The following is a 20,942-nucleotide window of genomic DNA, read 5'->3' on the forward strand; positions in this document are numbered from 1 at the left end:
GGCGCGCTGCAGAGGCTCGCACCCGTCACCCGACACGCTTGCCATTTTGGAGTTACGACAATGGCCGTTCCAAAGAGAAAAGTTAGCCGCATGAAGCGCGGTTTCCGCCGCTCGGCTGATGGCCTGGCTGCACCGACCTATGTTGAAGATAAGGATTCCGGCGAGCTGCGCCGCCCGCATCACATTGACCTGAAATCAGGCATGTATCGCGGCAAGCAGGTGCTGGAGCCAAAAGACGAGTAGAGCGTTTTCAGCACAAGTTAGGCCCTAAACTTGAACTGGGGTGGCAGATTTGTGTGCTCGTGAAAACTCGGTCAACAGGACGGACAAACCGTCGTCTTTTTGACATGCAGCTTATGTGTTTTGATAAGGCCGGTCGTTGGATCGGCCTTTTTCGTTGGGTTGTTCGCCCGGCCTTGCTGACTTTAACCCGATGAGTTTTCCATGCGCTATTTGTTCGCTCTGCCGCTGACCATAATCCCGTTGGCCCTTTACGTTGTGCTAGCGACGGGGGCGAGCGGTGTGTTCGCCTTCGACCGCGAGCTGTTCAGCCAGGCAATGATTTCTGGCGGTACTGTTTCCCTGACTCAGGGCGATGGATTGCTGGCCTTTGGCGTGGTGATCTTGTTTCTGGAGGTGGTCAAAGCCACGCGCATCGGTTTTGCACCGGTGCTTGACCATGTTCTCTCGGTGCTGATCGTGATGGTCTATGTGGTGGTGTTCATCGTTTGGGAGCCAGCGTCGACATCTCTGTTTGCACTGCTGATGCTGATCGCCCTAGTGGATGTTCTGGCCGGGCTTTGGATCAGCCTTAATGTTGCCCGCCGAGATGTTGCGATCTCGCCTGGTGGTTCGTTTTAGGGCCTGTGCCGTCCAATACGTTCTGGCCGCTCAAGCCCAGAGAGTTGCCGTCAACCTGGGGCTTTGGACAAGGCCACGCGCGCAGCCAGTCCAACAAACACCATCGAGACGATTTTCTGTTGCCAGGCGAGAAAACGAGGGTTTCCCGCAAGCCACTGCGATGAGCGTCCAGCAGCAAGGCACAAACCTGCAATCACCGTGAAGTTAATCGCGTTGATGATGCCGATTAAGAGCAAGCTTTGGCCAAGCAAGTTGCCTTGGGCGGGGTCCAGGAACTGCGGAAACAAGATGAGATAAAAGAACACCGCTTTGGGACTGAGAATGGCGTTCAATGCCCCTTGTGTCGCAAGGCTGAACGCAGTTTTGCGACCACTCACCACCTTCTGGTTCAGTTCCAGAGCCTCAGCTGTTGCGCTTTGAGAGGCTTTGTAGGACAGCCACGCAAGCCAGAGAAGATAAATTGCTCCGCCGATTTTGAGCATGTCATAGGCCAAGGGAAAGTATTTGAAGAGCTGCGAGAGACCAAGTCCCGCCGCTGTTGCATGCACCGTAAGGCCCACACAGACACCGATGGCGCTGTAGATCCCTGCGGTCGGGCCGCCAGCAATGGCGCGTGCCACGCAAAAAATCATGTTTGGCCCCGGCGTTATAATGAACACGCCTACGGTGGCCAAAAACAAAATGAGTGTGGCTTGGTCGATCATGTCCGTTCTCTCCAGCGCAAGCGCGTGGTTAGCACTATGCTCAGCACCATGCCTCGTTTGCACCGCCAATTGAAGAGATCAATGAGCTCGTGGCAAGTGCCCGCACCCGCTTAGGGTTAGGTTTATCGATGATGATGGTGTGGGTGTGTCCTCGCTTTGGGGATCTGCACAACCGCTCAGTCGGTGACGGCAACCTTGCCGATGGCGGCGATACCGGCAAGCGCAGCGATCTCGTCATTGTCGGATGTGTCGCCTGTGATGCCGACAGCACCAAGAAGTGTGCCGTCCTCTTCCTTGATCAGCACACCGCCGGGCACGGGAACGATCTTGCCGCCGGAGACATTCGACAGGCCTTCCAAGAAATGGGGGCGGCCTTCGGCTTGGGCGTTTAGCCAGCGCGATCCTTTGCCGACTGCTAGGGCGCCATAGGCTTTGCCCTTGGCGATCTCAAAGCGCATCATGGAGGCACCATCAGCGCGTTGAAACGCTTGAACATGGCCGCCAGCATCCAGAACACAAACAGCAAGCGGGGCAAAGCCTCTGGTTTCACCCTCTTTGATGGCGGCAGCGATGAGTGTGTTGGCGTGATCGAGCGTTAATGGCATTGGTTGTTTCTCTCTTGAGGGGTTTTCCGGTGAGCTATGTATGCTAGGCGCGTACCGCGTGGTTCCCACGTGCGCAAGCCCAAGGCGTTTGGTTGCGCGACCTACCAATTCTCGACCTATGAGGATCATCTATGTCCCAGATATCGCGCGATTTTCAGGTTCCAGGGCGCTCGCCAGCCCGTGGCGTGCGCATGATGGCGGCAACTTCTCACACCGCCGCAACGACGGCTGCGCTGAACGAGATGAGCAAGGGTGGCAATGCCGTTGATGGGGCGCTGGCCGCAGCTGCCGTTCTTTCCGTGGTTGAGCCGCAGATGACCGGGCTAGGTGGAGACTGCTTCGCCATCATCGCGCAGCCAGATGGGTCCATTCACGGCGTCAACGGATCAGGTCGAGCCCCGGCGATGCTTTCGGCTGATATGCTGCGAGCCGAGGGGCACACACAGGTGCCGCCAACCAGTGCGCACGCGATCACCGTACCGGGCGCGCTGCGCGGTTTTGAGTATATGGCCAGCCATTTTGGCACCAAACGGTTCCGTGAGTTGGTGGAACCAGCGATCAGACTGGCTCGCGATGGCTGGATTCTCACCGACCGCGTTGCCCACGATATGGCGCACCCCAAAGATCCGCGCGATGTGGATCAGGATCCCGTTCTCACTCGGGTGTTTCGCCCGCAAGGACGTGTGCCGGTTGCTGGTGATCGGTTGGTTTGGCCGCAGCTTGCCAAGACTTCTGGAGATGATCCAACGCGATGGTGTGGATGCGTTCTACACTGGCGAGATTGCCCGCGACATTGTCGGTCATATCCGCGAGCGCGGCGGTGTGATGACCGTATCAGATCTGGCCAACTGCCGGGCGGATGCGGTGACGCCGATCATGGCTGACTATCGCGGCCTGACAATCGCCGAACTGCCACCCAATGGGCAGGGCGTGACGGCGCTGATCACGCTGAAAATCTTGGAACGCTTTGATGTCAAAGCGATGGACGCCAATGGTGTTGACCGCTCGCATCTGGAGCTTGAGGCTGCGCGCGCAGCCTACAGCCTGCGCGATGTGTATGTGGGTGACCCTGAGACCAGTGTTGATCCAGAGCATCTTATCGATGAGGCAGTGATCGATCGGTTGGCGGCGCAGATCACTCTTGATCGCCGTGCTGATGAGATTGCTCTGCCGGAGATTCCAAACTCTGACACCGTTTATCTAAGCGTTGCCGATGAGGAAGGCCGGATGGTCTCGCTCATCTACTCCATCTACGATGATTTCGGTGCGCTCACCGCGACCGAGGCAACCGGCATTGTGCTGCAAAATCGCGGCGCCTGTTTCAGTCTGGAAGAGGGGCACCCCAATGAGCTTGCTGGTGGCAAGCGCCCGATGCACACGATCATTCCGGCGATGGCATTGAAGGACGGTGTGCCGGTCATGGCGTTCGGCGTGATGGGCGGGGCCTATCAGCCGCTTGGTCATGCCCATGTGATTTCCAACATGATCGATTACGGCATGGATGTTCAGGCAGCCCTGGATGCGCCACGGGTGTTTTGGAACGTTGAGACCAAGAACCCGATCATTGAAAGTCCGTTTGGGGACGGCATGATCGGGGCGTTGAACGCTCGGGGACACCGCGAAACAGCCTATGCCACGCGCGCTATTGGCGGCGGTCAGGCGATCTGGCGTGACCCGGATACAGGCGCGCTGACCGGCGGGTCTGATCCGCGCAAGGATGGGTGCGCAGCCGGTATCTAGATCGACTAGATGGTGCGTGAAAAGCCCAGCGTATCGACCGGTGCAAGACCTTCGGCTGTGGAGGCGTAACGGGCTGCCGAGCGCATGGCCGGATGCGATGGTAGCACCAAGACATCCTCGTCAATGGCTTCGCGCGAACTCAACATCTGGGCGGCAATGCCCATGCGCAACGCGGCAGCGTTGGCCGTGGTTTCGGTCGAGCGTCGTTCAAGGCGTGGATTGACAGCACGAACAGGCTCCACACGAAACGCATCAGCATTGGTCTGAGCGCCGCGGGCAGCTTTTTTGCTGTACGCACCGTGTGAACCGATCTGTCTGATGGGTGGAGTGATCAACGCTCTGCCTCTGATCGCCGCTAGCAGAGCCTGTTTCAGGGTGAAACTGGCGCGAAAGCGGCTGTTAACGTTTCGTTAAACTATCAGATGGTGCGCGCGCGCAAAAGTGCAATCGCCCGCCAAGGTAAAGTGGCGGGGTAAACCGGCATGGTGAAGCAGCGTGGTAAACGCTGATCAGCTATTTGTCGCTGATGGAATCGAGCTTCGATTGCATGGCCGAAAGCTGGGCGCGCAACTCTTCCAGGGAGCTGTCGTTCTGCTTTTCCGGCTCTTGCTCGCTTGCGGTGCTTGCGCCGGAGAACGGCACAAACATGGTCATCGCTGTCGACATGGCGTTCTGGAACAGCTCCATGTTGCGACGTGTCTGTTCTTGCATCGCGCCGCTCATGGCACCGACAGCGCCCAACGGGCCAGCGCCGAAATTGTTGGCCATCTTTTCGCGGATCGCATCCTGATCAGCCACGAAGGCGTTGATGGAGTGCTCCAGATAGCTCGGCACCACGGCCTGCATGCTGTCATCGTAAAAGCGGATGAGCTGGCGCAGAACCGTGATCGGCAGAAGGTTGGTGCCCTTGTTTTCCTGCTCGAAGATGATCTGCGTGAGCACAGAGCGTGTGAGATCCTCGCCCGACTTGGCGTCTTGCACCAAAAAGTCTTCACCGCCTTTGACCATCTCGGCCAAGTCATCCAGCGTCACATAGGTCGACGTGCCGGTGTTGTAGAGGCGACGGTTGGCGTATTTTTTGATGATGGTGGCCGGTGAACCGGCATCCGTATCCGAAGGCATGGCCATCGATCACTCTCCTATTGCTGGCGCCGCGTCACGCCACCGGTCATTTCAGTTCCGGCCTTGTGCAACGCACAGTGGCATTAGCTATGACGCACTCTGCTGCAAAGCACAACTGCAGCCTATCTCTAGTGATACCTTGATGACGATCAAGGATCATCAGGGTCTTTTGATCAATTGAACCGACAGGCCGCTGTGTGTTTGAGTGGTATTATCGTTCTGACCGTTTCGACGGTTTGCCTTCACCATCATGGCCCTTCATCGCGGGCCGACCGGGAGATATTTCATGACGTCAGTGGTTATTGCATCGGCGGCGCGCACCGCCGTTGGATCGTTCAATGGTTCCTTTGGCACCGTGCCAGCGCATCAGCTTGGCGCCACCGCGATTGCCGGTGCTTTGCAGCGCGCGGGCGTTGATCCGGCTGATGTGGATGAAGTGATCATGGGTCAGATCCTTTCTGCCGGTGAAGGCCAAAACCCGGCTCGTCAGGCAGCGATGGCTGCTGGTATTCCACAGGAAGCGACGGCCTGGGGCCTGAACCAGCTTTGCGGCTCGGGTCTGCGCGCTGTGGCCCTTGGCATGCAACAGATCACGTCAGGTGATGCCAATGTGATCGTGGCTGGCGGTCAAGAGTTGATGTCGATGGCACCCCACACCATGCACTTGCGCGGCGGTGTGAAGATGGGCGACGCAAAGATGGTCGATACCATGATGTACGATGCGCTGACGGATGCTTTTCACAAGTACCTGATGGGCACCACGGCAGAGAACGTTGCCAAGCAGTGGCAGCTCACACGTGATGAGCAAGACGCGTTTGCAGTCAACTCGCAGAACAAAGCTGAGGCCGCGCAGAAGGCTGGCAAGTTCAAAGACGAAATCGTTGCCCACACCATCAAGGGTCGCAAGGGCGATACGGTGGTTGAGGAAGATGAGTACATCAAGCACGGCGTGACGGTGGAAGGCATTTCCAAGCTGCGTCCGGCTTTCGACAAGGAAGGCACGGTGACGGCCGCCAACGCATCGGGCATCAATGATGGCGGTGCTGCCACTGTTTTGATGAGCGAAGAGGAGGCGAGCAAACGCGGCATTACGCCGATGGCACGCATCGTTTCCTGGGCGACCGCAGGCGTTGATCCAGCGATCATGGGCACAGGCCCGATCCCAGCCTCGCGCAAGGCGCTCGAGAAAGCCGGCTGGAAAGTGGAAGACCTTGATCTGGTTGAAGCCAATGAAGCCTTTGCCGCCCAGGCCTGCGCCGTGAACAAGGACATGGGCTGGAACCCCGACATCGTGAACGTCAATGGCGGCGCGATTGCCATCGGTCACCCAGTGGGGGCGTCCGGCGCGCGCGTGCTCAACACGCTGCTCTTTGAAATGCAAAAGCGTGACGCCAAGAAAGGTCTTGCGACGCTTTGCATCGGCGGCGGCATGGGCGTGGCGCTCTGCGTGGAACGCTAAGGTAGGCGGACGCGTCTCTTGAATGGGCTGGACGTTCTCGTTGGTCTGGTAGATCGACCTGGACTTATGGCGTTGTTTGCAGTTGCCTGTGTGATCGCGACCATGTTCGCGATCGTGAGGGGCTTGAAACGCATTTTTTGGGGTGAAATCTCCCTTCAAGAATTGGGAGATGAGGAAAGGCCCGAACGCACAGAATCCAAACCAGACCCGACTAACAACACGACCCCGATGGAAACTGACGCCAAGATCAGCACCGACGGGAAACACAGATCAATTTAAAACAATCGAGGAAACATCCATGGCCAGAGTGGCACTTGTAACAGGCGGTTCGCGCGGTATCGGCGAAGCGATTTCAAAAGCTTTGAAGGCAGAGGGCTGCACAGTTGCCGCCACCTATGCCGGTAATGATGAAAAGGCAGCCGCCTTTACCGCTGAAACCGGCATCAAGACGTACAAATGGAACGTTGCCGACTATGACGCCTCAGCCGCTGGCATCGCCAAGGTGGAAGAAGAAAATGGTCCCATCGACATCGTGGTTGCCAATGCTGGCATCACCCGCGATGCACCTTTCCACCGGATGACACCGGATCAGTGGAATGAGGTGATTGGCACCAACCTCACCGGCGTTTTCAACACCATTCATCCGGTTTGGCCGGGCATGCGCGAGCGCAAGTTTGGCCGCGTGATCGTGATTTCCTCGATCAACGGTCAGAAGGGTCAGTTCGGTCAGGTGAACTACGCCGCCACCAAAGCTGGTGATCTCGGTATCATCAAGTCACTGGCGCAAGAGGGCGCACGCGCTGGCATCACCGCCAACGCCGTTTGCCCGGGTTACATCGGCACCGAAATGGTGCGGGCGATTCCGGAAAATGTGCTGAACGAAAAGATTATACCGCAGATTCCGGTGGGACGTTTGGGTGAACCCGAAGAGATCGCACGCTGCGTGACCTTCCTGGCGTCGGACGATGCGGGTTTCATTTCTGGCTCGACCATTTCAGCCAACGGCGCGCAGTTCTTCGTTTAAGTCAGAGACACAGACTATGATGAAGGGTGGGTCGCGGTGAGCGGCCCGCCCTTTGGTTGACGAGCGTTAACCGGCTTTCAGCGTCTCTGGTGTCATCCTTTTAACGCGTGGCTGGTAGGTCAAGCGCGAACCGATCACCGCGCGCGAGGGCCAGTTTGGCCGACCTTTCGTCTTCTGAAGCATCCACAAGCAGCCTTACGGCTTTGTTTGCTCCCGCCAAACGCTGGCGCTGGCGTGATGAGGCTGTTGGTGTGGTGATGGTCGGCTTTGCGGGGCTGGCTATGGTGGCGGCGTTGCCGCATCTCTTACCGTCCACGCCGTTTGTGCATCTTGATCAAGGCCGGCTGCACGCTGGCATTGCTTTCATTGCCTGCGCCTTGGTTTTGTTTGTGTTGCGGGCACCGGTGCGCGCCTTTGTAAGCGCTGTGGTCGGGGCTGTGATGCTGGCAAGCATCGCGCTCTTTGCGCTGGGCAGCTTGGCACCTATGGCCAATGATCGACAGGCCGATTTCACACTGATCTCATTCAACGTGCTTGGCATCAATCCACGCGGCAGCGAGATCGCTGCCTATCTGGTGGAAGAGGACCCAGACGTGGCATTTGTCCTCGAAGCACCTGCGCTTGCCGGAGACTTGGACGTCATCAATGCGGCTTTTCCCCATCGGGCTGGGTGCTGGCCCAGCTCACGCTGTGATATGGCGATCTATTCCAAACACCCGTTTGGCGATGTGGATATCATCCCGTTCTTCACAGTTGATGGTCGCTTGATCCGTGCGCAGATGCGTATCAATGGGCAGGACGTTACGTTGCTGGCCGCGCATTTGACCAAGCCCTATTGGGGCGGTTGGCATGACCTTCAAATGGATCAGCTGGTGAAGGTTCTGGCCGAGATCAATGGGCCGGTGGTGCTGGCTGGAGACTTCAACAGCCAAGCCTTTGTGCACGCATTTCGTACCCATCTGATCGACGAGGCCGGTATGCAACTGGCCTCGCGCCTGCAGCCCACATGGCCTGCGCTGTCATCTTTGCCGCTATCCTTGGCGGGCTTTGCCATCGACCATGTGCTGGTGCGTGGTGACATCACGCCAGTGGATGTGCAGCTGATAGACGACCCAATTGGGTCCAACCATCGTGGTTTGCTGTCCACCTTCGATCTTGATGGGCGTTAGATCTAGCGAGTCCATCGCCGCTTAGCGCTTAGGCTTTGATCGCGGACGGACCAAACACGGTCGCTCTGTTCTTTCAGAACAACCGCTTAACGCTCTGGGACCACATCCAGTTCAGCTTTTTTCGGCTCGGCGTCGCCTGCCAGATCATCTGACATCAAGCGTGAGAGCAGCTGATCGACATCAGCGTCAGCCTTTGCATCTGCCATCATGGGAATGTCGACGGGCGCCGCGGTAACCGCGGGGTCAACGGCCGTGGTGTCTGCTTGGGCTGACCCAAGCTTGTCATCGCCACCGGCAATGTCGGCAAACAGCGCATCAATGGTGCTGTCATCGTCGACCGAAACATCGGAGGTGTCGTGTGCGCCATTGGCATTGGTTTTCTCGGCCGCGCCGTCGTCAGCACCAGCGGCCAAATCTGGCACAAGCTCAGCGGTCAGTTCAGCTTCCAACTCGGCATCAAGATCGTCGCCAAAATCGCTGCCTTTATCCTCTTTGGCTTTATCGTCGCTGGCATTCTCTTCAGCCAGACTCTTGCTAAGATCCTCGTCCAGGCTGTTAGCCAGGTCATCGCTCAGTGACGCGGTGAGGGCATCTTCCAGCTCTGCTTCAATGTCCGCCTCTGTTGTCGCAGTTTCCGTTTTGGCCTCGGCCTTTGTATCCGTGTCAGTTTCGACATCAGCGGCGGCTTCAACACTGTCGGCCTTTGCCTCGCCTGCGTCTTTGGCGCTTGCATCTGATTCAGCGTCGTCAGTGACTGAAACGTCTTCGGTCTCCGCGCCATTGGCTGTGCTGCTCATCAACGCGGCAGCGCCAGCACCGGCGGCTGCGCCCGCCACCAAAATCGACCCGCTTTTTGGATCAGGCCAAGCATCACCGTCGGATCCCTCTGTGTCGAGCTTATGATCTTCGGGGTGATCCAGTTCTGGCTTGTCTTCGGCTGCTTTGTTGTCAGCTTTGCCCGACCGGCTGCTGAGGGGCGTGCGCGGCGTTAATGGCTCGATGGGCGCACGATCACGTGACTTGAAGCTCGGCGCGGGGGCGATGCTCGCACTGCGGTCAATGTCCAGATCTTCCAGGTCAACCAGCCCGTCGGCCAGTGCTTCCAGAGCAGAAGAAATGGTTGGATGATCCACCACAGATACCATCATCAGATGCTCGCGGGCGATGCGCGCCAGACCGGTGTAATCGGTGGTGCCGCCGAGCATAATCGCTTCTTCATACGTGGCGGTGCTGGTGGCGAACTTGTGCAGATCGACGCTGATGCGGATCAGTGTTTCGTCAGGACCAGCGGTTTCGATGATCTCAAAGCCTGCTTCGCGATAGGCCGTGCGGCGGTAGCTTGACACGCGATTGGAGCAATAGGCACGCATCACTGCGATCTGCCGGGTCATCCCATGCATGGTGTGAGAAAGCTCACTGATAAGTGCTACGGGATTGGCTTGACCTTTGGCCAGCGCTTCGAACCCTTGGACATCGACAAGCAATACGCTGGTCATCATGGTGGTTGGCCCTCTTTGATGTTGCTTCAAACGCGTTGGAAATGCGGTCGTATGGCAGGGCCTTTGCGGCGACAAGCGCCACCCCACCATGCGGTTAATGCAGATTTTCGATGGCGTTGCCCCACCATCAAGTTCTAGGAGGGGCGTAGAAGACGGCAAAAATGAGATTGGTTAAACTTGACCTTAGGTGATTTTGAAAAGGTGAAGGCACGTCGCCGCGCAACTTTGGTTGGTCTTGCGGCGGTTGGCATGTGGTCAACACTTGGCCTTTTTACTGCGATGACTGGCGCAGATGCCCCATCTGGCGGGGGATCTGCTGGGCAATCGGTGCCGCCCTTTCAGCTCAATACGCTGTGCTTTGGTCTGGCAGGCGCGCTCGCGCTGATTATTCTGGCCGGTCAAGGTCGGTTGCGTGATGTGATCGCGACCACCCCCAAAGCTTTGGCGTTAACGGTGGCCGGTCTTTTTGGCTATCACGCACTTTACTTCACCGCGCTGCGTAACGCGCCTGCGGTGGAGGCCAATTTGATCAACTATCTTTGGCCGCTTTTGATCGTGGTGTTTTCCGGTCTTTTGCCAGGCGAGCGATTGCGCTGGTTTCATGGGCTCGGCGCAGCGCTGGGTTTTGCCGGTGCTGGGATTTTGATTGTCGCGCAGGGCGCGTCTTTCGAAGGTGGTTTTGCCCTTGGCTATGCCGCAGCATTGGGTGCGGCGCTTTTCTGGTCCAGCTATTCGGTGCTCTCGCGCCTTTTTCCCGATGTGCCGACCGGCGCTGTGACGGGCGCGTGTCTTATCACGTCCGTTCTGTCGCTGGGTTGTCACCTTCTGTTTGAGACAACGGTCTGGCCAGCAACGCTTACCGGTTGGGTGGGTGTGGTTGCACTCGGGCTCTTTCCTGTAGGAGCAGCGTTTTTCGTCTGGGACATCGGGATGAAGCGCGGGGATATTCAGGTGCTGGGCGCGGCGGCCTACGCCACGCCGATCCTCTCCACGCTGTTGCTCATCGCGTTCGGCTTTGGTGCTTTCACATGGCCGGTTGTCGCTGCGTGCCTGTTGGTCACGTTGGGTGCTGTGATTGCTGCTAAAGAGATGCTCTTAGGACGACGATGATCGTGGTGTTGGACGCCAGTCGGGCGGTGCCATCTCAAATCCGTCAAAGGTAAAGCCCGGCGCCACCGTGCAGCCGACAAGCGTCCATTCGCCAAGACTTTCTGCTGTTTGCCACCAATCCGCGGGTACCACCACTTGTGGACGCTCGCCTTGGGTGAGGTTGGGGCCGAGGCGATGGCTTTCTGCGTCATGGCCGTTGGATGAGAGTGTGAGCGCCAAAGGGCTCCCAGCATACCAGTGCCAGATCTCGGCGGCGTCGACCTTGTGCCAGGCTGAGCAATCGCCAACACCTAAAGCGTAGTAGATCGCCGTGCCGACAGAGCGGCCATCTTTTTCCTGCAGGTCGCGAAAGGTCTCGCGATAGTAGCCGCCTTCCGGGTGCGGCTGAAGATCAAGCGCGGTGATGACCTCCTGAAAATTCATCGCTCAGCCAGTGCCAAACGCAGGCCGAGCAGCCCGAAAGTCGCGGCGAACGAGCAGCGCAGCCACACCATGACCGATGGTTTGGAGACCACATAGTCCCGCGCCAAGGACGCACAGGCGCCATAACCGATGAACACGATGAAGGTGAGCGCCATGAAGGTAAGACCCAGCATCACCATGGTCAGCGTTGTGTTGGTTGCCGTTGCCGGTACGAACTGCGGTAGAAATGCCAGGAAGAACAGTGAGAGTTTCGGGTTCAGCACATTGAGAAATACGCCGTCGCGCGCTGTTTGAAATGCGCTCAAGGGTCGACGATCCTCCGACACGTCCAAGGCGCCACCTTCACGCAAAATGTTCCAGGCCATGTAGAAAAGATAAGCGACGCCGGCGTATTTGATCAGTTGGAAGGCAAGTGCAGAGGTGTGGAACAGCGCTGCCAAACCGACAATGCTGGCAATCATGGCCGGGACGATGCCAAGCGTGCAGCCAACCGCTGCGGCGATGCTGGCGCGGAAACCGCGGCCAAGACCGATGGCGAGCGTGTAAAGAACGCCGGTGCCAGGCAGCAGCACGACGATGAGGGATGTGATCAAAAACTCGGTGCTCAAGATGCTGGTCCTTAAAAGTTGTCTTTGGCGGCGCGCAGCCGGGCGAAATCTGCCACGTCTTTGGCGCGTAAAAAGGGGTTGAAGGCAAGTTCAGTCTTGAGCTTGGTGGGGACTGTGGGCATGCCAGCGGCGCGTAGTCCCTCGATCTGGCGGGCATGATCGGCAAGGGTCGAGCTGTCAGGGTCCATGGCGACCGCAAAGCGGGCGTTGGCCGCGGTGTATTCATGGCCGCAATAGATGTCGGTTTCTGGATCAAGCGTGGCCAGTTTTTGCAGGCTGGCATGGAACTGCTCTGGTGTGCCTTCAAACATCCGCCCGCAACCCATGGCGAACAGCGTGTCGGCGACAAAGGCCAGCTTTTCCTCACGCGCAACATAGGCGATGTGGCCAACGGTATGGCCGGGCGTGTCGATAATCTCAAACGCCGTTTCGCCCAGCATCACCGTGTCGCCAGGGTTCACCGCATGGGTAAGGCGGGGCAGGCGGTGCGCGTCTGCCGCGTTGCCAACAACCTCCACATCATAGCTGGAGCGGATGCCACCCACGCCGTCGATATGGTCGGCGTGGTGGTGGGTGATGAAGATGTGGGTCGGCGCCCAACCAGTTTCTTCTATCGCCTCACGCGTGGCCATCTCTTCGGGGACATCGATCAACGCCACTTTGCCAGTGGCTTCATCGCGCACCAGCACACCATAATTGTCAGATCGGCAGGGATAGAGATGACAGCTTGCTGGCATTTTAGGATGTGCCTTTATGGTCGTTTGGGCAGGTTCACGGTAGAACGGTTGATATGCAAGTTGATATTATCGATCTGCGCGATTTTTACACCAGCCCGTTGGGTTTGCGAACGCGTGGCTATCTACGCTCGGCGCTGCGCAGGCACTTGCCCGATGCAAAGGGCATGGACGTGGCGGGCATTGGGTTTGCCAATCCTTATCTTGGTCAGTTTCACGAGGAAGCTGAGCGGCTGATGAGCTTCATGCCGGCCGTGCAAGGCTGTGTGAACTGGCCATCGCGCGGGCCAAATGCCTCGGTGCTGGTGGATGAAGATGCTCTGCCGTTGGCCAACGCTACGCTCGACCGGGTGCTGTTGATTCACGCGTTGGAGTTCTCACCTCATCCACGCGAGCTGATGGAAGAGGTGTGGCGTGTGCTTGCCCCGGGTGGGCGGATGATTGCGGTGGTGCCCAATCGTCGTGGATTGCTGGCGCGGGTGGATTCCACGCCCTTCGGCCATGGGCGCCCCTTCTCCAAAGGGCAGATGATCCGCCTATGCCGCGATACGCAGTTCTCGCCGACGGCGTGGTCGGAAGCCTTACATTTTTTCCCGTTTCAAAACCGAATGGCGCTTCGCACTGCCAGTTTTTTTGAACGTATGGGAAAAAGTGTTGTGTCGCCTTTGGGCGGTGTGATCATCTTGGAAGCGACCAAGCACATGTTCCGTGGCTTACCCGTGACTGAGGGGGCAAAAGTGCGCGCCAAACCCGTGCTCGTTCCGGTCGGAGCGGTGCCAAACTAGCCCCTTCACATCCCAAAGTGACCTTACGCCCCTATTGGCTTGTTGAAGATGAGCGAGGGCGATACGCATCTGCAACACACTGTGGCTGCGCCACCAAAACGTGCATTAGCCAGTGCTAAATTTAACGTGATGTCTCGTGGAATTTGCGCCAGGTTTTGTCGCGATTGGGCACCCGGGATCTCCATCGTCGCCTGCAAGGCATCGGGCGCGTTTAGTCTTAAGCAACCAGTTTAACGTATCAAATCCTCCGGTCGGGGGACACGCACTATGAATATTCTTGCCATCACAGATGGAACGAAGGAAACGAGTCAGGCTATCAGTCTGCTCGATGGTTATGCGCAAGTCGATGTGCAGCTTATCTCACGCATGTCGCAAATGCCGTCAAAACCACCATCTTTGGTTGTGGTTGCACTGTCAAAATGCAGCGAGCGAATTTTGAACGCTTTGGCGAGTTTGCTCGAGACACGTTTCAAGGGATTGCGCAATCGGTTGGTGCTTTGTGTGTCGATCAACGACAAAGCGCATTATGCAAGCCGTCTGAAGCTTTTTTCGGCCGAAGTGGTGTCGCTTCCCACCGATCGGGATCGATTGTTCCACGCAATCAAGAAAGCTGATCCAACCTTCAAACTGCAATCGAAATCCGTGGTTTTGGCGACCAAAGCGACGCAGACTTTGTCCAACACATTTAGCACGTTCCTGGCCAACGACGAGGACGCGCAAGAGCACTGCGTTGAGACGATTTTGGAGTCGACGGTAACAGTCGATGGCGCTGTTACCGAATTGGGATTTGATGCTTGGATGATGGCGGTTGCTGAACATCATTCCTACACAGCACGCCATTGTATGAGCGTGGCGGGCTTTGCCTCACAATGGGGCGCGACATTGGGCTTTTCGAAGGCTGATAGGCCTCGCTTTACCGAAGCCGCTTTGCTGCATGATGTTGGCAAGGTGGTCATACCGTTGGAGATTCTCGACAAGCCCTCTCGACTGACCCCCGGGGAGCGATCTGTTATTGAGATCCATCCTGCTGAGGGCTTAAAAATACTGGAGAAAAATCCAAAGGTGAGTCAGCTGGCCAAGGACATTACGTTTTCTCACCACGAGCTTCTGGACGGCTCAGGCTATCCCAATGGGATAAGCGGGGATGAGATCAGTGACCCTGTTCGATGTTCCACGATCATAGATATCTACAGTGCCTTGGTTGATACCCGACCTTACAAGCAAGCCATGGTGCCCTATGAAGCGTATCAAGTGTTGGCATCAATGAAGGGCAAGCTGGACCCCCATCTGGTTGATGCCTTCCGCCCCATCGTTGAGATGCATCACGACACCTTGAAACAGGCTGCTTGATTGGCTGAGGCTCCGGGCTCGCTGCCACAAGAAAGCGTTCGGTTTGCCGCGACCTAACTGATCAACGCGCGTTCGTTGACATGGCAATGTGCGAAGGATTGCCAGAAAAGTGCAGAATTTCCACATGGACCTTCGGCACCATCTGGTGAACAGTGCGGCCAACCAAAAAGGGGGTCGTCATGAATGGTGCAGAAGCTTTGGTCGAGACGTTGTTGGCCTCAAACGTCACGGTCTGTTTTGCCAATCCTGGCACATCAGAAATGCACTTCGTGGCGGCCTTGGACACGCACCCGGACATGCACTGCATTCTCTGCCTTTTCGAAGGGGGCGTGACCGGCGCCGCGGACGGCTATGCGCGGATGAGCGGCAATGTGGCTGGAACCCTGCTTCATCTTGGCCCAGGCTTTGGCAACAGCTGGGCCAATTTGCACAATGCGCGCAAAGGCCATTCTGGAATCGTCAACATTGTTGGAGATCATGCGGGCTATCATTTGAAGCATGACGCGCCTTTGACCTCCGATCTGGACGGTGTGGCGAACTCTGTGTCCCATTGGGTGCGGCGTGCCACAGATGGATCGATGGTGGCGGAGCTTGGCGCTGACGCCATTCGCGTTGCCCGTAATGGCCAGATCGCAACCGTCATTCTGCAGGCGGATGCGGCCTGGGGTGACAGCGTTTCGGGGCCAAAGAAGGCCAAGCCACCAGCACAAAAGCACCGACCCGATGAGGCGCGTATCGCTGCAGCTGCCAAGGCGCTGCGCGAACCAGGTGCTGCGCTTTTGGCCAACGGCCCGGCCTTGTTCGGGCCCAAGGCCGATTTGGTAGGACAGATCGCAGCGCGGACCGGTTGCCGGTTGCTTGCGCCCTTCTTTGCGCCGCGTATTGCCCTTGGTGGTGGAGCGGTGGCGTTTGAGATCTTGCCCTATCCCGCCGATGCAACCGCCGAGATGCTGCAAGATGTGACCGGCATCGTTCTTCTTGGTGCCGATCCTCCGGTGAACTTCTTTGCGTATCCCGGCAAACCCTCCACGCCTGAACCACCGGGATGCGCGATCCACAAGCTCTGCTTCCCCGATTGGGATGTTGCGTGGACCCTACAAGCTTTGGCCGATGCCGTGGGCGTTGATGGCAGCGAAACCATCGCTCGTATCGAGCACGCTGTTCCTTCCGCCCACACCGGGACCCTGACAGCTGAAGGCATCGGTCGTGGTCTCGCCCGCGCTATTCCTGAGGGCGCGATCATGGTCAATGAGGCGGTTACCGCCGGCTTTGATATCTGGCCACCGGTCAACAAGGCAGCGCCTCATGACCGGATCAACAACACCGGCGGTTCGATTGGTGAGTGCTTACCGAACGCCATTGGCGCATCGGTGGCTTGCCCCAATCGTCCGGTTTTCGCCGTCTCAGGTGATGGGTCGGCCATGTATCAGCTGCAGTGTCTTTGGACAGCCGCCCGCGAGCGCATGGACATCACCTTCGTGATTATTGCCAACCGAGGCTATCAGATCTTGCATCATGAGCTTGAGGCCCAAGGCGCACCGAAGCCCGGTCGCAATGCTCGCGCCATGTTTGATATCGAAGACCCGTTGCTTGACTGGGTGGCGCTGGCAGCAGGTCATGGTGTTCCAGGTGAAAAGGTGGAGACCGAAGAAGCCTTTGAAGCGGCGCTGGCCAAAGCAGCAACCACACAAGGGCCGTTTCTCATCGAAGCCACGATTTAAGCACCATGGCTTAGGACCCGGTCTGCTGAGACGGTGCTAGGCCGCCTCGGCTCGTTGTGCAGCGTCTAAGAACTGATCCACATGATCATCCGTCGTGGCAAAGCTCGCCACCAGACGGATCATCATCTCACCCTCGCCCGGAGCTATGTCGGCCTCGGCGGAGTCTTCGGGCCAGTCGGCAAAGATGGCGCCGGAATCTTCAAGTTGCTGCGCCATCGCCTGTGGGATAATTGCAAAAACTTCGTTGATCTCTGTTGGTGCCGCCAGCCGACATCCATCCAAGTTGGTGATGCCGTCTGAGAGTTTCTTGGCCATCCCGTTGGCATGGCTTGCCAGAACCTTCCAATGGTCGTCCTTCAGCATGGCAAGCGCTTGGGCCGCAGCGAAACGGTTTTTTGAAAACACTTGGCCCATCGCCTTCTGGCGATAGGTGAGATCATCGCGCAAATCTTCGCGGAAACTCACCACCATCTCAGATGCCCAGGCGCCGTTCTTGGTAAAGCCTAGTGAGAGCAGATCGACACCGGACTCGTGGGTTATGGCGGCTGGGGTTACGTTCTGCGCCACCAGCGCGTTGGAAAAACGCGCACCATCCATATGCAAAACGAGATTGTTGCGGCGTGCTATGGCTCCAATGGCGGCCACATCCATCACGCAGTAGGTGGTGCCAAGCTCCGTGCCTTGCGTCATCGAAACAGCAATGCCGCGCCCACGGTGCACGTGCTCGCGCGGGTAGGTGGCAAGGGCTTCGGTGAGCTCCTTGGCATTGATACGGCCTTGGCAACCTATAAGCGCATGCAGTTTCATGCCGACCAAAGACTCTGGGCCAGCGGCCTCATCGACCAAAATATGCGCGTCGCGATGGGCAAACACTACGCCGCCAGGGCGGGCCACCGCACTCAAAGAGAGCATGTTGGCGGCAGAGCCTGTGGCGGTGAAAAACACATCCACATCGCGGTCAAAGAACGTGCCCAGCGCATCGCGGGCCTGGGTTGTTAGGTCGTCCGATCCATAGGCGCTGGCAAAACCGTCCGTACAAGCAGAAAGGGCCTCAGCCACTTGTGGTGAGACCCCAGCCCAATTGTCACTTCCAAAAAACATGGCGGCTCCGTGGTTCAGTTGGCGTCGGCTCTATCACCGAGACCAATCTGAACCAAGCCGGATCAAGCTTTTTTGAACATCCGTCCAAGAAGACCGTCGACCGACAGGAGCCCTGGGCCTTTCAGCACCAAATAGATCAGTGGGAAGAGCCAAAGCAGGCGCTGATCGTAAATGATCGAGTCAGGGAATCGGTCAAACCAGGCGCCAGCTGTTTCTGCATCGACACCATGGAAGGTGAGGTCAACATAGGATTGAACGATCACGAAACCGATCATGCCAAGCGCAGCAAGGCGCCCGAACAGGCCGATGACCAGGAGAACCGGTAGGACAAATTCGGCGTAGGTGCCGGCATAGACAAGTGCCGTCCAAGGCAGGGCGACGGCGCTTTTGTCATAGCCTGCCGCTTCGATAATGGGCGGGATGATCTGCGCATAGGCGCCCGTGGAGAGTTCAAAAATACTGCCATCGATTTTGGTCAGCGCTGCGTTCCAATAGTAGCCGAACAGTGTGGCCAAAAAGACGAAGCGCGCCGCAAGCCCCGGCAGCCAAGCTGCTGTGAGCCACTCAATAGAGTCGGTGATCTCTTTCCAAATCGAACGAATGCTTCCAATCAGCGTTGGAGAGTCGGCAGGATCAGGTGAAATGCTCATCATCGTGTCAGACTGATCTAAAGAGGCCATTGGGAATCACTCCAGCGTCTTAGGGAAATTGGGTGTGGATTGGAAGGCGGTGAACACGCCGGCGGTAAGGCAAAGCCCAAGACTTGCCTGGAAATCAAAATCTGGATCAGCCTGAAAACCTGCATCCGCCGCTGCGCCAAACGGTACGCCACGGGCGCAGGCTTTGATGAAGGCAAAATCACCTTGGCCGATCGGCTGAGATGTCACGTCATAAAAAGGGCGCGCGACCAAAACCGCTTCGCCCTTGCGCATATTGACGGTGGAGCGGTCAACGGGTGGTTCGACACCGTCAAGTGTTGCCTTCTCAATGGCGTAGACGGTCGCAATCGGAAAGCGCGAGGAAATCAGCCGGACCGCTGGATGCACCATCAATGTGCCAGCGGACAGAATTTCAGGATCAATGCCACCGAGCGTCGAACCATCAAAAACCGGTGCATCGACGGCGTGATAGGCCTCGATCCGGCGGTGCTCCAACAGAGCGACGTCACCCAGAAAAGGGCGTGCCTTTGTTGCCTCATGTTGGGCAAGGTAACCAGGAAAGTCGCCGCCATAGGTGGAAAGCACGGCGTTCTTTGGTGGGTGAGCGCGCACGAAGTCGGCCATCAAGGCGCGTTGCAATCCTTCGCCAAGCAACAGAGAGGTCACCGGAAACGCGCCCTTCAGCGCATCTGCCAGGCTCGCCACAACATTGTTGCGATAGACGTTGAACGCTTCGAGCGGATCGCCGCCATTGGCGCGGGCGATTCCATCGGGGACAGGTTTGTCAGGGTTGAGGACCGCTGCAGCAAAATCACCATGATGATGTTCGCTCTTGGTCATCTCAGGCAACATGACGGCAGCCAAGGATCGGGTCGTTCTTGCAGAGGATCGCCTGCGCCTGCTCGGCCTCATGGGCAAGCACTTGGAAGGCGGGCACATCATTGTCCCACTCGACCAGCGTTGGGCGTGGTCCAATGCGTTTGATCAGCTGTTCGTAAAGCGCCCATACCGGGTCGGAGACCGCGCGGTCATGCGCATCGATCAAAAGCTCTGCGCCATCGCTGAGTGTAACTGAGGCGTGGCCTGCCAAGTGGATTTCACCGACATGACCGACAGGAAAATCAGCGAGATAATCCCCAGCAGAGGTTTGGTGGTTGGTGGCGGACACAAACACATTGTTGACGTCCAGCAGCAGCCCGCAACCAGTGCGCTTGGCGATGGCTTTGAGAAAATCGGTCTCACTCATCTGCGAGCCCTCAAACACCACATAGGTGGAGGGGTTCTCAAGCAGAATGGTGCGACCTAGGGCTTCCTGAACCTCGTCGATGTGATCGCTCACAAGGTCCAGCGTGGCTTGGGTGTAAGGCAAGGGCAGAAGGTCGTTGAGATAGCCCTCATCATGGCTTGACCAGGCCAAATGTTCGGAAAACAGATCGGGCTCATACCGCTCGTTCAGTTCAGCGAGCTGCGCCAGATGGCTTTTGTTCAATGGCTTTTCACCGCCAATGGAAAGGCCCACACCATGCAGTGAAAGGCCGAAGCGCTCGCGCAAATCTGTCAGCAGGCGGTGCGGCATGCCGCCTTCGCCCATGTAATTCTCAGGGTGGACCTCAAACCAGGCCACGCTGTGCTCGCTTTCAAACACGTCCTGCGCGTGCTCATGCTTGAAGCCAACGCCCGCCAGAGCGTCGGTGATCATGGGTGCAGCAGGTGTTTGAAGACTGGAAACAGACATGATGGGCCTAAGATCGTAAAAAGGTTGGTCCAGATGGTCAGAGCGTGATCCTGTGCATCGACACTCCGACCATCCGGTAAGCGAACGGCTTCAGCTTATGCTGGCAGATCGCGGTCCAGTTCTTCCAGCGAACCCGTGCGGCCGTCTGGCAGATAAAGGTCGTCGTCCATCATGGAAGCCGAACCATACTGTTCGCAAGTGCCAGCGTCGACGAAGGTCCAAGCGTTACCCTGATAGTCAACAGTCGATGTACCAGCACATGTGGTGCCTGGGCCAGCGGCACAATCATTGGCGCCAGCCAGCGAGATGCCGTAGCATTTTTCTTGGCCTTGGGCGTGGGCAGGCACAACAGCGGTAACAGAAGCAGCAACACCGGCAACAGCAGCGGCGATAACGGCGGTGTTCACAGCACGACGAGAGATGCTCATTGGATATGTCCTTTCAAGACATTGGAGGGTCGGTGCCAGACCAGGCTGTGCACCGGCGTTCAATAGGGGAAGAAGCGTGATCGCCTCTCGACCCAGAAGATGACG

The 20,942-nt window shown here is 57.5% G+C and carries 24 protein-coding genes; 11 read left to right on the top strand and 13 right to left on the bottom strand.

The window, feature by feature from the left end; translation table 11 throughout:
- Positions 1-60: 60 nt before the first annotated feature.
- Together rpmF and ABWH92_RS04785 are read left to right on the top strand one after the other, a co-directional pair.
- The gene (gene rpmF / locus ABWH92_RS04780; protein WP_375572630.1) at positions 61-243 is read left to right on the top strand and encodes a 50S ribosomal protein L32; all 183 of its coding nucleotides are present in this window, start codon (positions 61-63) and stop codon (positions 241-243) included.
- A 201-nt stretch (positions 244-444) separates the two neighbouring features.
- Complete coding sequence (locus ABWH92_RS04785) at positions 445-861, top strand: hypothetical protein (RefSeq protein WP_375572632.1); 417 nt, start codon at positions 445-447, stop codon at positions 859-861.
- Between the two features lie 50 nt (positions 862-911).
- Here the strand turns inward: ABWH92_RS04785 and ABWH92_RS04790 are convergent, their stop codons facing one another.
- Together ABWH92_RS04790 and ABWH92_RS04795 are read right to left on the bottom strand one after the other, a co-directional pair.
- Positions 912-1,565, bottom strand: coding sequence for a LysE family translocator (locus tag ABWH92_RS04790; RefSeq protein ID WP_375572634.1), 654 nt, complete (start codon positions 1,563-1,565; stop codon positions 912-914).
- A gap of 176 nt (positions 1,566-1,741) precedes the next feature.
- Entirely contained in the window at positions 1,742-2,170 is a 429-nt protein-coding gene (locus ABWH92_RS04795) for a heme-binding protein (RefSeq protein WP_375572636.1), read from the bottom strand.
- 131 nt (positions 2,171-2,301) lie between these two features.
- Between ABWH92_RS04795 and ABWH92_RS04800 the strand changes: the two genes are divergently transcribed.
- Positions 2,302-3,054 carry a gamma-glutamyltransferase gene (locus ABWH92_RS04800; protein WP_375572638.1) on the top strand — a complete coding sequence of 251 codons (753 nt, stop codon included), beginning with the start codon at positions 2,302-2,304 and terminating at the stop codon, positions 3,052-3,054.
- Entirely contained in the window at positions 2,951-3,910 is a 960-nt protein-coding gene (locus ABWH92_RS04805; RefSeq protein ID WP_375574187.1) for a gamma-glutamyltransferase family protein, read from the top strand. The genes ABWH92_RS04800 and ABWH92_RS04805 overlap by 104 nt, the downstream gene beginning before the upstream one ends.
- A gap of 5 nt (positions 3,911-3,915) precedes the next feature.
- Here the strand turns inward: ABWH92_RS04805 and ABWH92_RS04810 are convergent, their stop codons facing one another.
- A complete protein-coding gene (locus ABWH92_RS04810) occupies positions 3,916-4,245 on the bottom strand; it encodes a hypothetical protein (RefSeq protein ID WP_375572640.1) in 330 nt (109 codons plus the stop codon).
- A gap of 178 nt (positions 4,246-4,423) precedes the next feature.
- On the bottom strand, positions 4,424-5,038 hold the full coding sequence (gene phaR / locus ABWH92_RS04815; RefSeq protein WP_375572642.1) for a polyhydroxyalkanoate synthesis repressor PhaR: 615 nt from the start codon (positions 5,036-5,038) through the stop codon (positions 4,424-4,426).
- A 280-nt stretch (positions 5,039-5,318) separates the two neighbouring features.
- Here phaR and ABWH92_RS04820 point away from each other — a divergent pair, with 280 nt between their 5' ends.
- The 3 genes from ABWH92_RS04820 (at position 5,319) to ABWH92_RS04830 (ending at position 8,684) form a co-directional block, all read left to right on the top strand.
- Positions 5,319-6,491 carry an acetyl-CoA C-acetyltransferase gene (locus ABWH92_RS04820; RefSeq protein WP_375572644.1) on the top strand — a complete coding sequence of 391 codons (1,173 nt, stop codon included), beginning with the start codon at positions 5,319-5,321 and terminating at the stop codon, positions 6,489-6,491.
- A 298-nt stretch (positions 6,492-6,789) separates the two neighbouring features.
- Positions 6,790-7,515, top strand: coding sequence for an acetoacetyl-CoA reductase (gene phbB / locus ABWH92_RS04825; protein WP_375572646.1), 726 nt, complete (start codon positions 6,790-6,792; stop codon positions 7,513-7,515).
- Between the two features lie 155 nt (positions 7,516-7,670).
- Positions 7,671-8,684 carry an endonuclease/exonuclease/phosphatase family protein gene (locus tag ABWH92_RS04830; RefSeq protein ID WP_375572648.1) on the top strand — a complete coding sequence of 338 codons (1,014 nt, stop codon included), beginning with the start codon at positions 7,671-7,673 and terminating at the stop codon, positions 8,682-8,684.
- 86 nt (positions 8,685-8,770) lie between these two features.
- On the opposite strand, the gene ABWH92_RS04835 is transcribed toward ABWH92_RS04830, so the two are convergent.
- Entirely contained in the window at positions 8,771-10,183 is a 1,413-nt protein-coding gene (locus ABWH92_RS04835; protein WP_375572650.1) for a hypothetical protein, read from the bottom strand.
- Between the two features lie 249 nt (positions 10,184-10,432).
- Here ABWH92_RS04835 and ABWH92_RS04840 point away from each other — a divergent pair, with 249 nt between their 5' ends.
- The gene (locus ABWH92_RS04840; RefSeq protein ID WP_375574188.1) at positions 10,433-11,293 is read left to right on the top strand and encodes a DMT family transporter; all 861 of its coding nucleotides are present in this window, start codon (positions 10,433-10,435) and stop codon (positions 11,291-11,293) included.
- Here the strand turns inward: ABWH92_RS04840 and ABWH92_RS04845 are convergent.
- The 3 genes from ABWH92_RS04845 to gloB are packed head-to-tail and all read right to left on the bottom strand — an operon-like array spanning position 11,279 to position 13,061.
- Positions 11,279-11,716, bottom strand: a complete 438-nt coding sequence (locus tag ABWH92_RS04845; RefSeq protein WP_375572652.1) for a cupin domain-containing protein — start codon at positions 11,714-11,716, stop codon at positions 11,279-11,281. The two genes, ABWH92_RS04840 and ABWH92_RS04845, sit on opposite strands and share 15 nt — an antisense overlap.
- Positions 11,713-12,324, bottom strand: a complete 612-nt coding sequence (locus ABWH92_RS04850; RefSeq protein ID WP_375572654.1) for a LysE family translocator — start codon at positions 12,322-12,324, stop codon at positions 11,713-11,715. Before ABWH92_RS04850 ends, ABWH92_RS04845 begins: the two co-directional genes overlap by 4 nt.
- 11 nt (positions 12,325-12,335) lie before the next feature.
- Positions 12,336-13,061, bottom strand: a complete 726-nt coding sequence (gene gloB, locus ABWH92_RS04855; RefSeq protein WP_375572656.1) for a hydroxyacylglutathione hydrolase — start codon at positions 13,059-13,061, stop codon at positions 12,336-12,338.
- 53 nt (positions 13,062-13,114) lie between these two features.
- Here gloB and ABWH92_RS04860 point away from each other — a divergent pair, with 53 nt between their 5' ends.
- From ABWH92_RS04860 to ABWH92_RS04870, 3 genes are all read left to right on the top strand, one after another.
- Complete coding sequence (locus ABWH92_RS04860) at positions 13,115-13,843, top strand: class I SAM-dependent methyltransferase (RefSeq protein WP_375572658.1); 729 nt, start codon at positions 13,115-13,117, stop codon at positions 13,841-13,843.
- Between the two features lie 267 nt (positions 13,844-14,110).
- The gene (locus ABWH92_RS04865) at positions 14,111-15,193 is read left to right on the top strand and encodes an HD-GYP domain-containing protein (RefSeq protein WP_375572660.1); all 1,083 of its coding nucleotides are present in this window, start codon (positions 14,111-14,113) and stop codon (positions 15,191-15,193) included.
- 179 nt (positions 15,194-15,372) lie between these two features.
- On the top strand, positions 15,373-16,914 hold the full coding sequence (locus ABWH92_RS04870) for an acetolactate synthase large subunit (RefSeq protein ID WP_375572662.1): 1,542 nt from the start codon (positions 15,373-15,375) through the stop codon (positions 16,912-16,914).
- A gap of 36 nt (positions 16,915-16,950) precedes the next feature.
- On the opposite strand, the gene ABWH92_RS04875 is transcribed toward ABWH92_RS04870, so the two are convergent.
- From ABWH92_RS04875 to ABWH92_RS04895, 5 genes are all read right to left on the bottom strand, one after another.
- A complete protein-coding gene (locus tag ABWH92_RS04875; protein WP_375572664.1) occupies positions 16,951-18,015 on the bottom strand; it encodes a threonine aldolase family protein in 1,065 nt (354 codons plus the stop codon).
- A gap of 62 nt (positions 18,016-18,077) precedes the next feature.
- Positions 18,078-18,695, bottom strand: a complete 618-nt coding sequence (locus tag ABWH92_RS04880) for a DoxX family protein (RefSeq protein ID WP_375572666.1) — start codon at positions 18,693-18,695, stop codon at positions 18,078-18,080.
- 6 nt (positions 18,696-18,701) lie between these two features.
- Positions 18,702-19,514 (bottom strand): putative DNA-binding domain-containing protein, encoded by an 813-nt coding sequence (locus ABWH92_RS04885; RefSeq protein WP_375572668.1) that lies wholly within the window; start codon positions 19,512-19,514, stop codon positions 18,702-18,704.
- A 1-nt stretch (position 19,515) separates the two neighbouring features.
- Entirely contained in the window at positions 19,516-20,409 is an 894-nt protein-coding gene (locus tag ABWH92_RS04890) for a DUF692 domain-containing protein (protein ID WP_375572670.1), read from the bottom strand.
- A 95-nt stretch (positions 20,410-20,504) separates the two neighbouring features.
- The gene (locus ABWH92_RS04895; RefSeq protein ID WP_375574189.1) at positions 20,505-20,831 is read right to left on the bottom strand and encodes a DUF2282 domain-containing protein; all 327 of its coding nucleotides are present in this window, start codon (positions 20,829-20,831) and stop codon (positions 20,505-20,507) included.
- Positions 20,832-20,942: the final 111 nt, after the last annotated feature.

Origin of the sequence: Ahrensia marina (genome assembly GCF_042140245.1) — a bacterium.
Lineage (GTDB): Bacteria > Pseudomonadota > Alphaproteobacteria > Rhizobiales > MH13 > MH13.

Coding starts and splice junctions, on each gene's coding strand:
- ABWH92_RS04840 (WP_375574188.1), top strand. CDS start 10,433: ATGTGGTCAACACTTGGCCTTTTTACTGCGATGACTGGCGCAGATGCC.
- ABWH92_RS04835 (WP_375572650.1), bottom strand. CDS start 10,183: ATGATGACCAGCGTATTGCTTGTCGATGTCCAAGGGTTCGAAGCGCTG.
- ABWH92_RS04865 (WP_375572660.1), top strand. CDS start 14,111: ATGAATATTCTTGCCATCACAGATGGAACGAAGGAAACGAGTCAGGCT.
- phbB (WP_375572646.1), top strand. CDS start 6,790: ATGGCCAGAGTGGCACTTGTAACAGGCGGTTCGCGCGGTATCGGCGAA.
- ABWH92_RS04845 (WP_375572652.1), bottom strand. CDS start 11,716: ATGAATTTTCAGGAGGTCATCACCGCGCTTGATCTTCAGCCGCACCCG.
- ABWH92_RS04885 (WP_375572668.1), bottom strand. CDS start 19,514: ATGACCAAGAGCGAACATCATCATGGTGATTTTGCTGCAGCGGTCCTC.
- ABWH92_RS04890 (WP_375572670.1), bottom strand. CDS start 20,409: ATGTCTGTTTCCAGTCTTCAAACACCTGCTGCACCCATGATCACCGAC.
- ABWH92_RS04870 (WP_375572662.1), top strand. CDS start 15,373: ATGAATGGTGCAGAAGCTTTGGTCGAGACGTTGTTGGCCTCAAACGTC.
- ABWH92_RS04795 (WP_375572636.1), bottom strand. CDS start 2,170: ATGCCATTAACGCTCGATCACGCCAACACACTCATCGCTGCCGCCATC.
- ABWH92_RS04875 (WP_375572664.1), bottom strand. CDS start 18,015: ATGTTTTTTGGAAGTGACAATTGGGCTGGGGTCTCACCACAAGTGGCT.
- ABWH92_RS04860 (WP_375572658.1), top strand. CDS start 13,115: ATGCAAGTTGATATTATCGATCTGCGCGATTTTTACACCAGCCCGTTG.
- ABWH92_RS04800 (WP_375572638.1), top strand. CDS start 2,302: ATGTCCCAGATATCGCGCGATTTTCAGGTTCCAGGGCGCTCGCCAGCC.
- ABWH92_RS04820 (WP_375572644.1), top strand. CDS start 5,319: ATGACGTCAGTGGTTATTGCATCGGCGGCGCGCACCGCCGTTGGATCG.
- gloB (WP_375572656.1), bottom strand. CDS start 13,061: ATGCCAGCAAGCTGTCATCTCTATCCCTGCCGATCTGACAATTATGGT.
- ABWH92_RS04785 (WP_375572632.1), top strand. CDS start 445: ATGCGCTATTTGTTCGCTCTGCCGCTGACCATAATCCCGTTGGCCCTT.
- phaR (WP_375572642.1), bottom strand. CDS start 5,038: ATGGCCATGCCTTCGGATACGGATGCCGGTTCACCGGCCACCATCATC.
- rpmF (WP_375572630.1), top strand. CDS start 61: ATGGCCGTTCCAAAGAGAAAAGTTAGCCGCATGAAGCGCGGTTTCCGC.
- ABWH92_RS04880 (WP_375572666.1), bottom strand. CDS start 18,695: ATGGCCTCTTTAGATCAGTCTGACACGATGATGAGCATTTCACCTGAT.
- ABWH92_RS04790 (WP_375572634.1), bottom strand. CDS start 1,565: ATGATCGACCAAGCCACACTCATTTTGTTTTTGGCCACCGTAGGCGTG.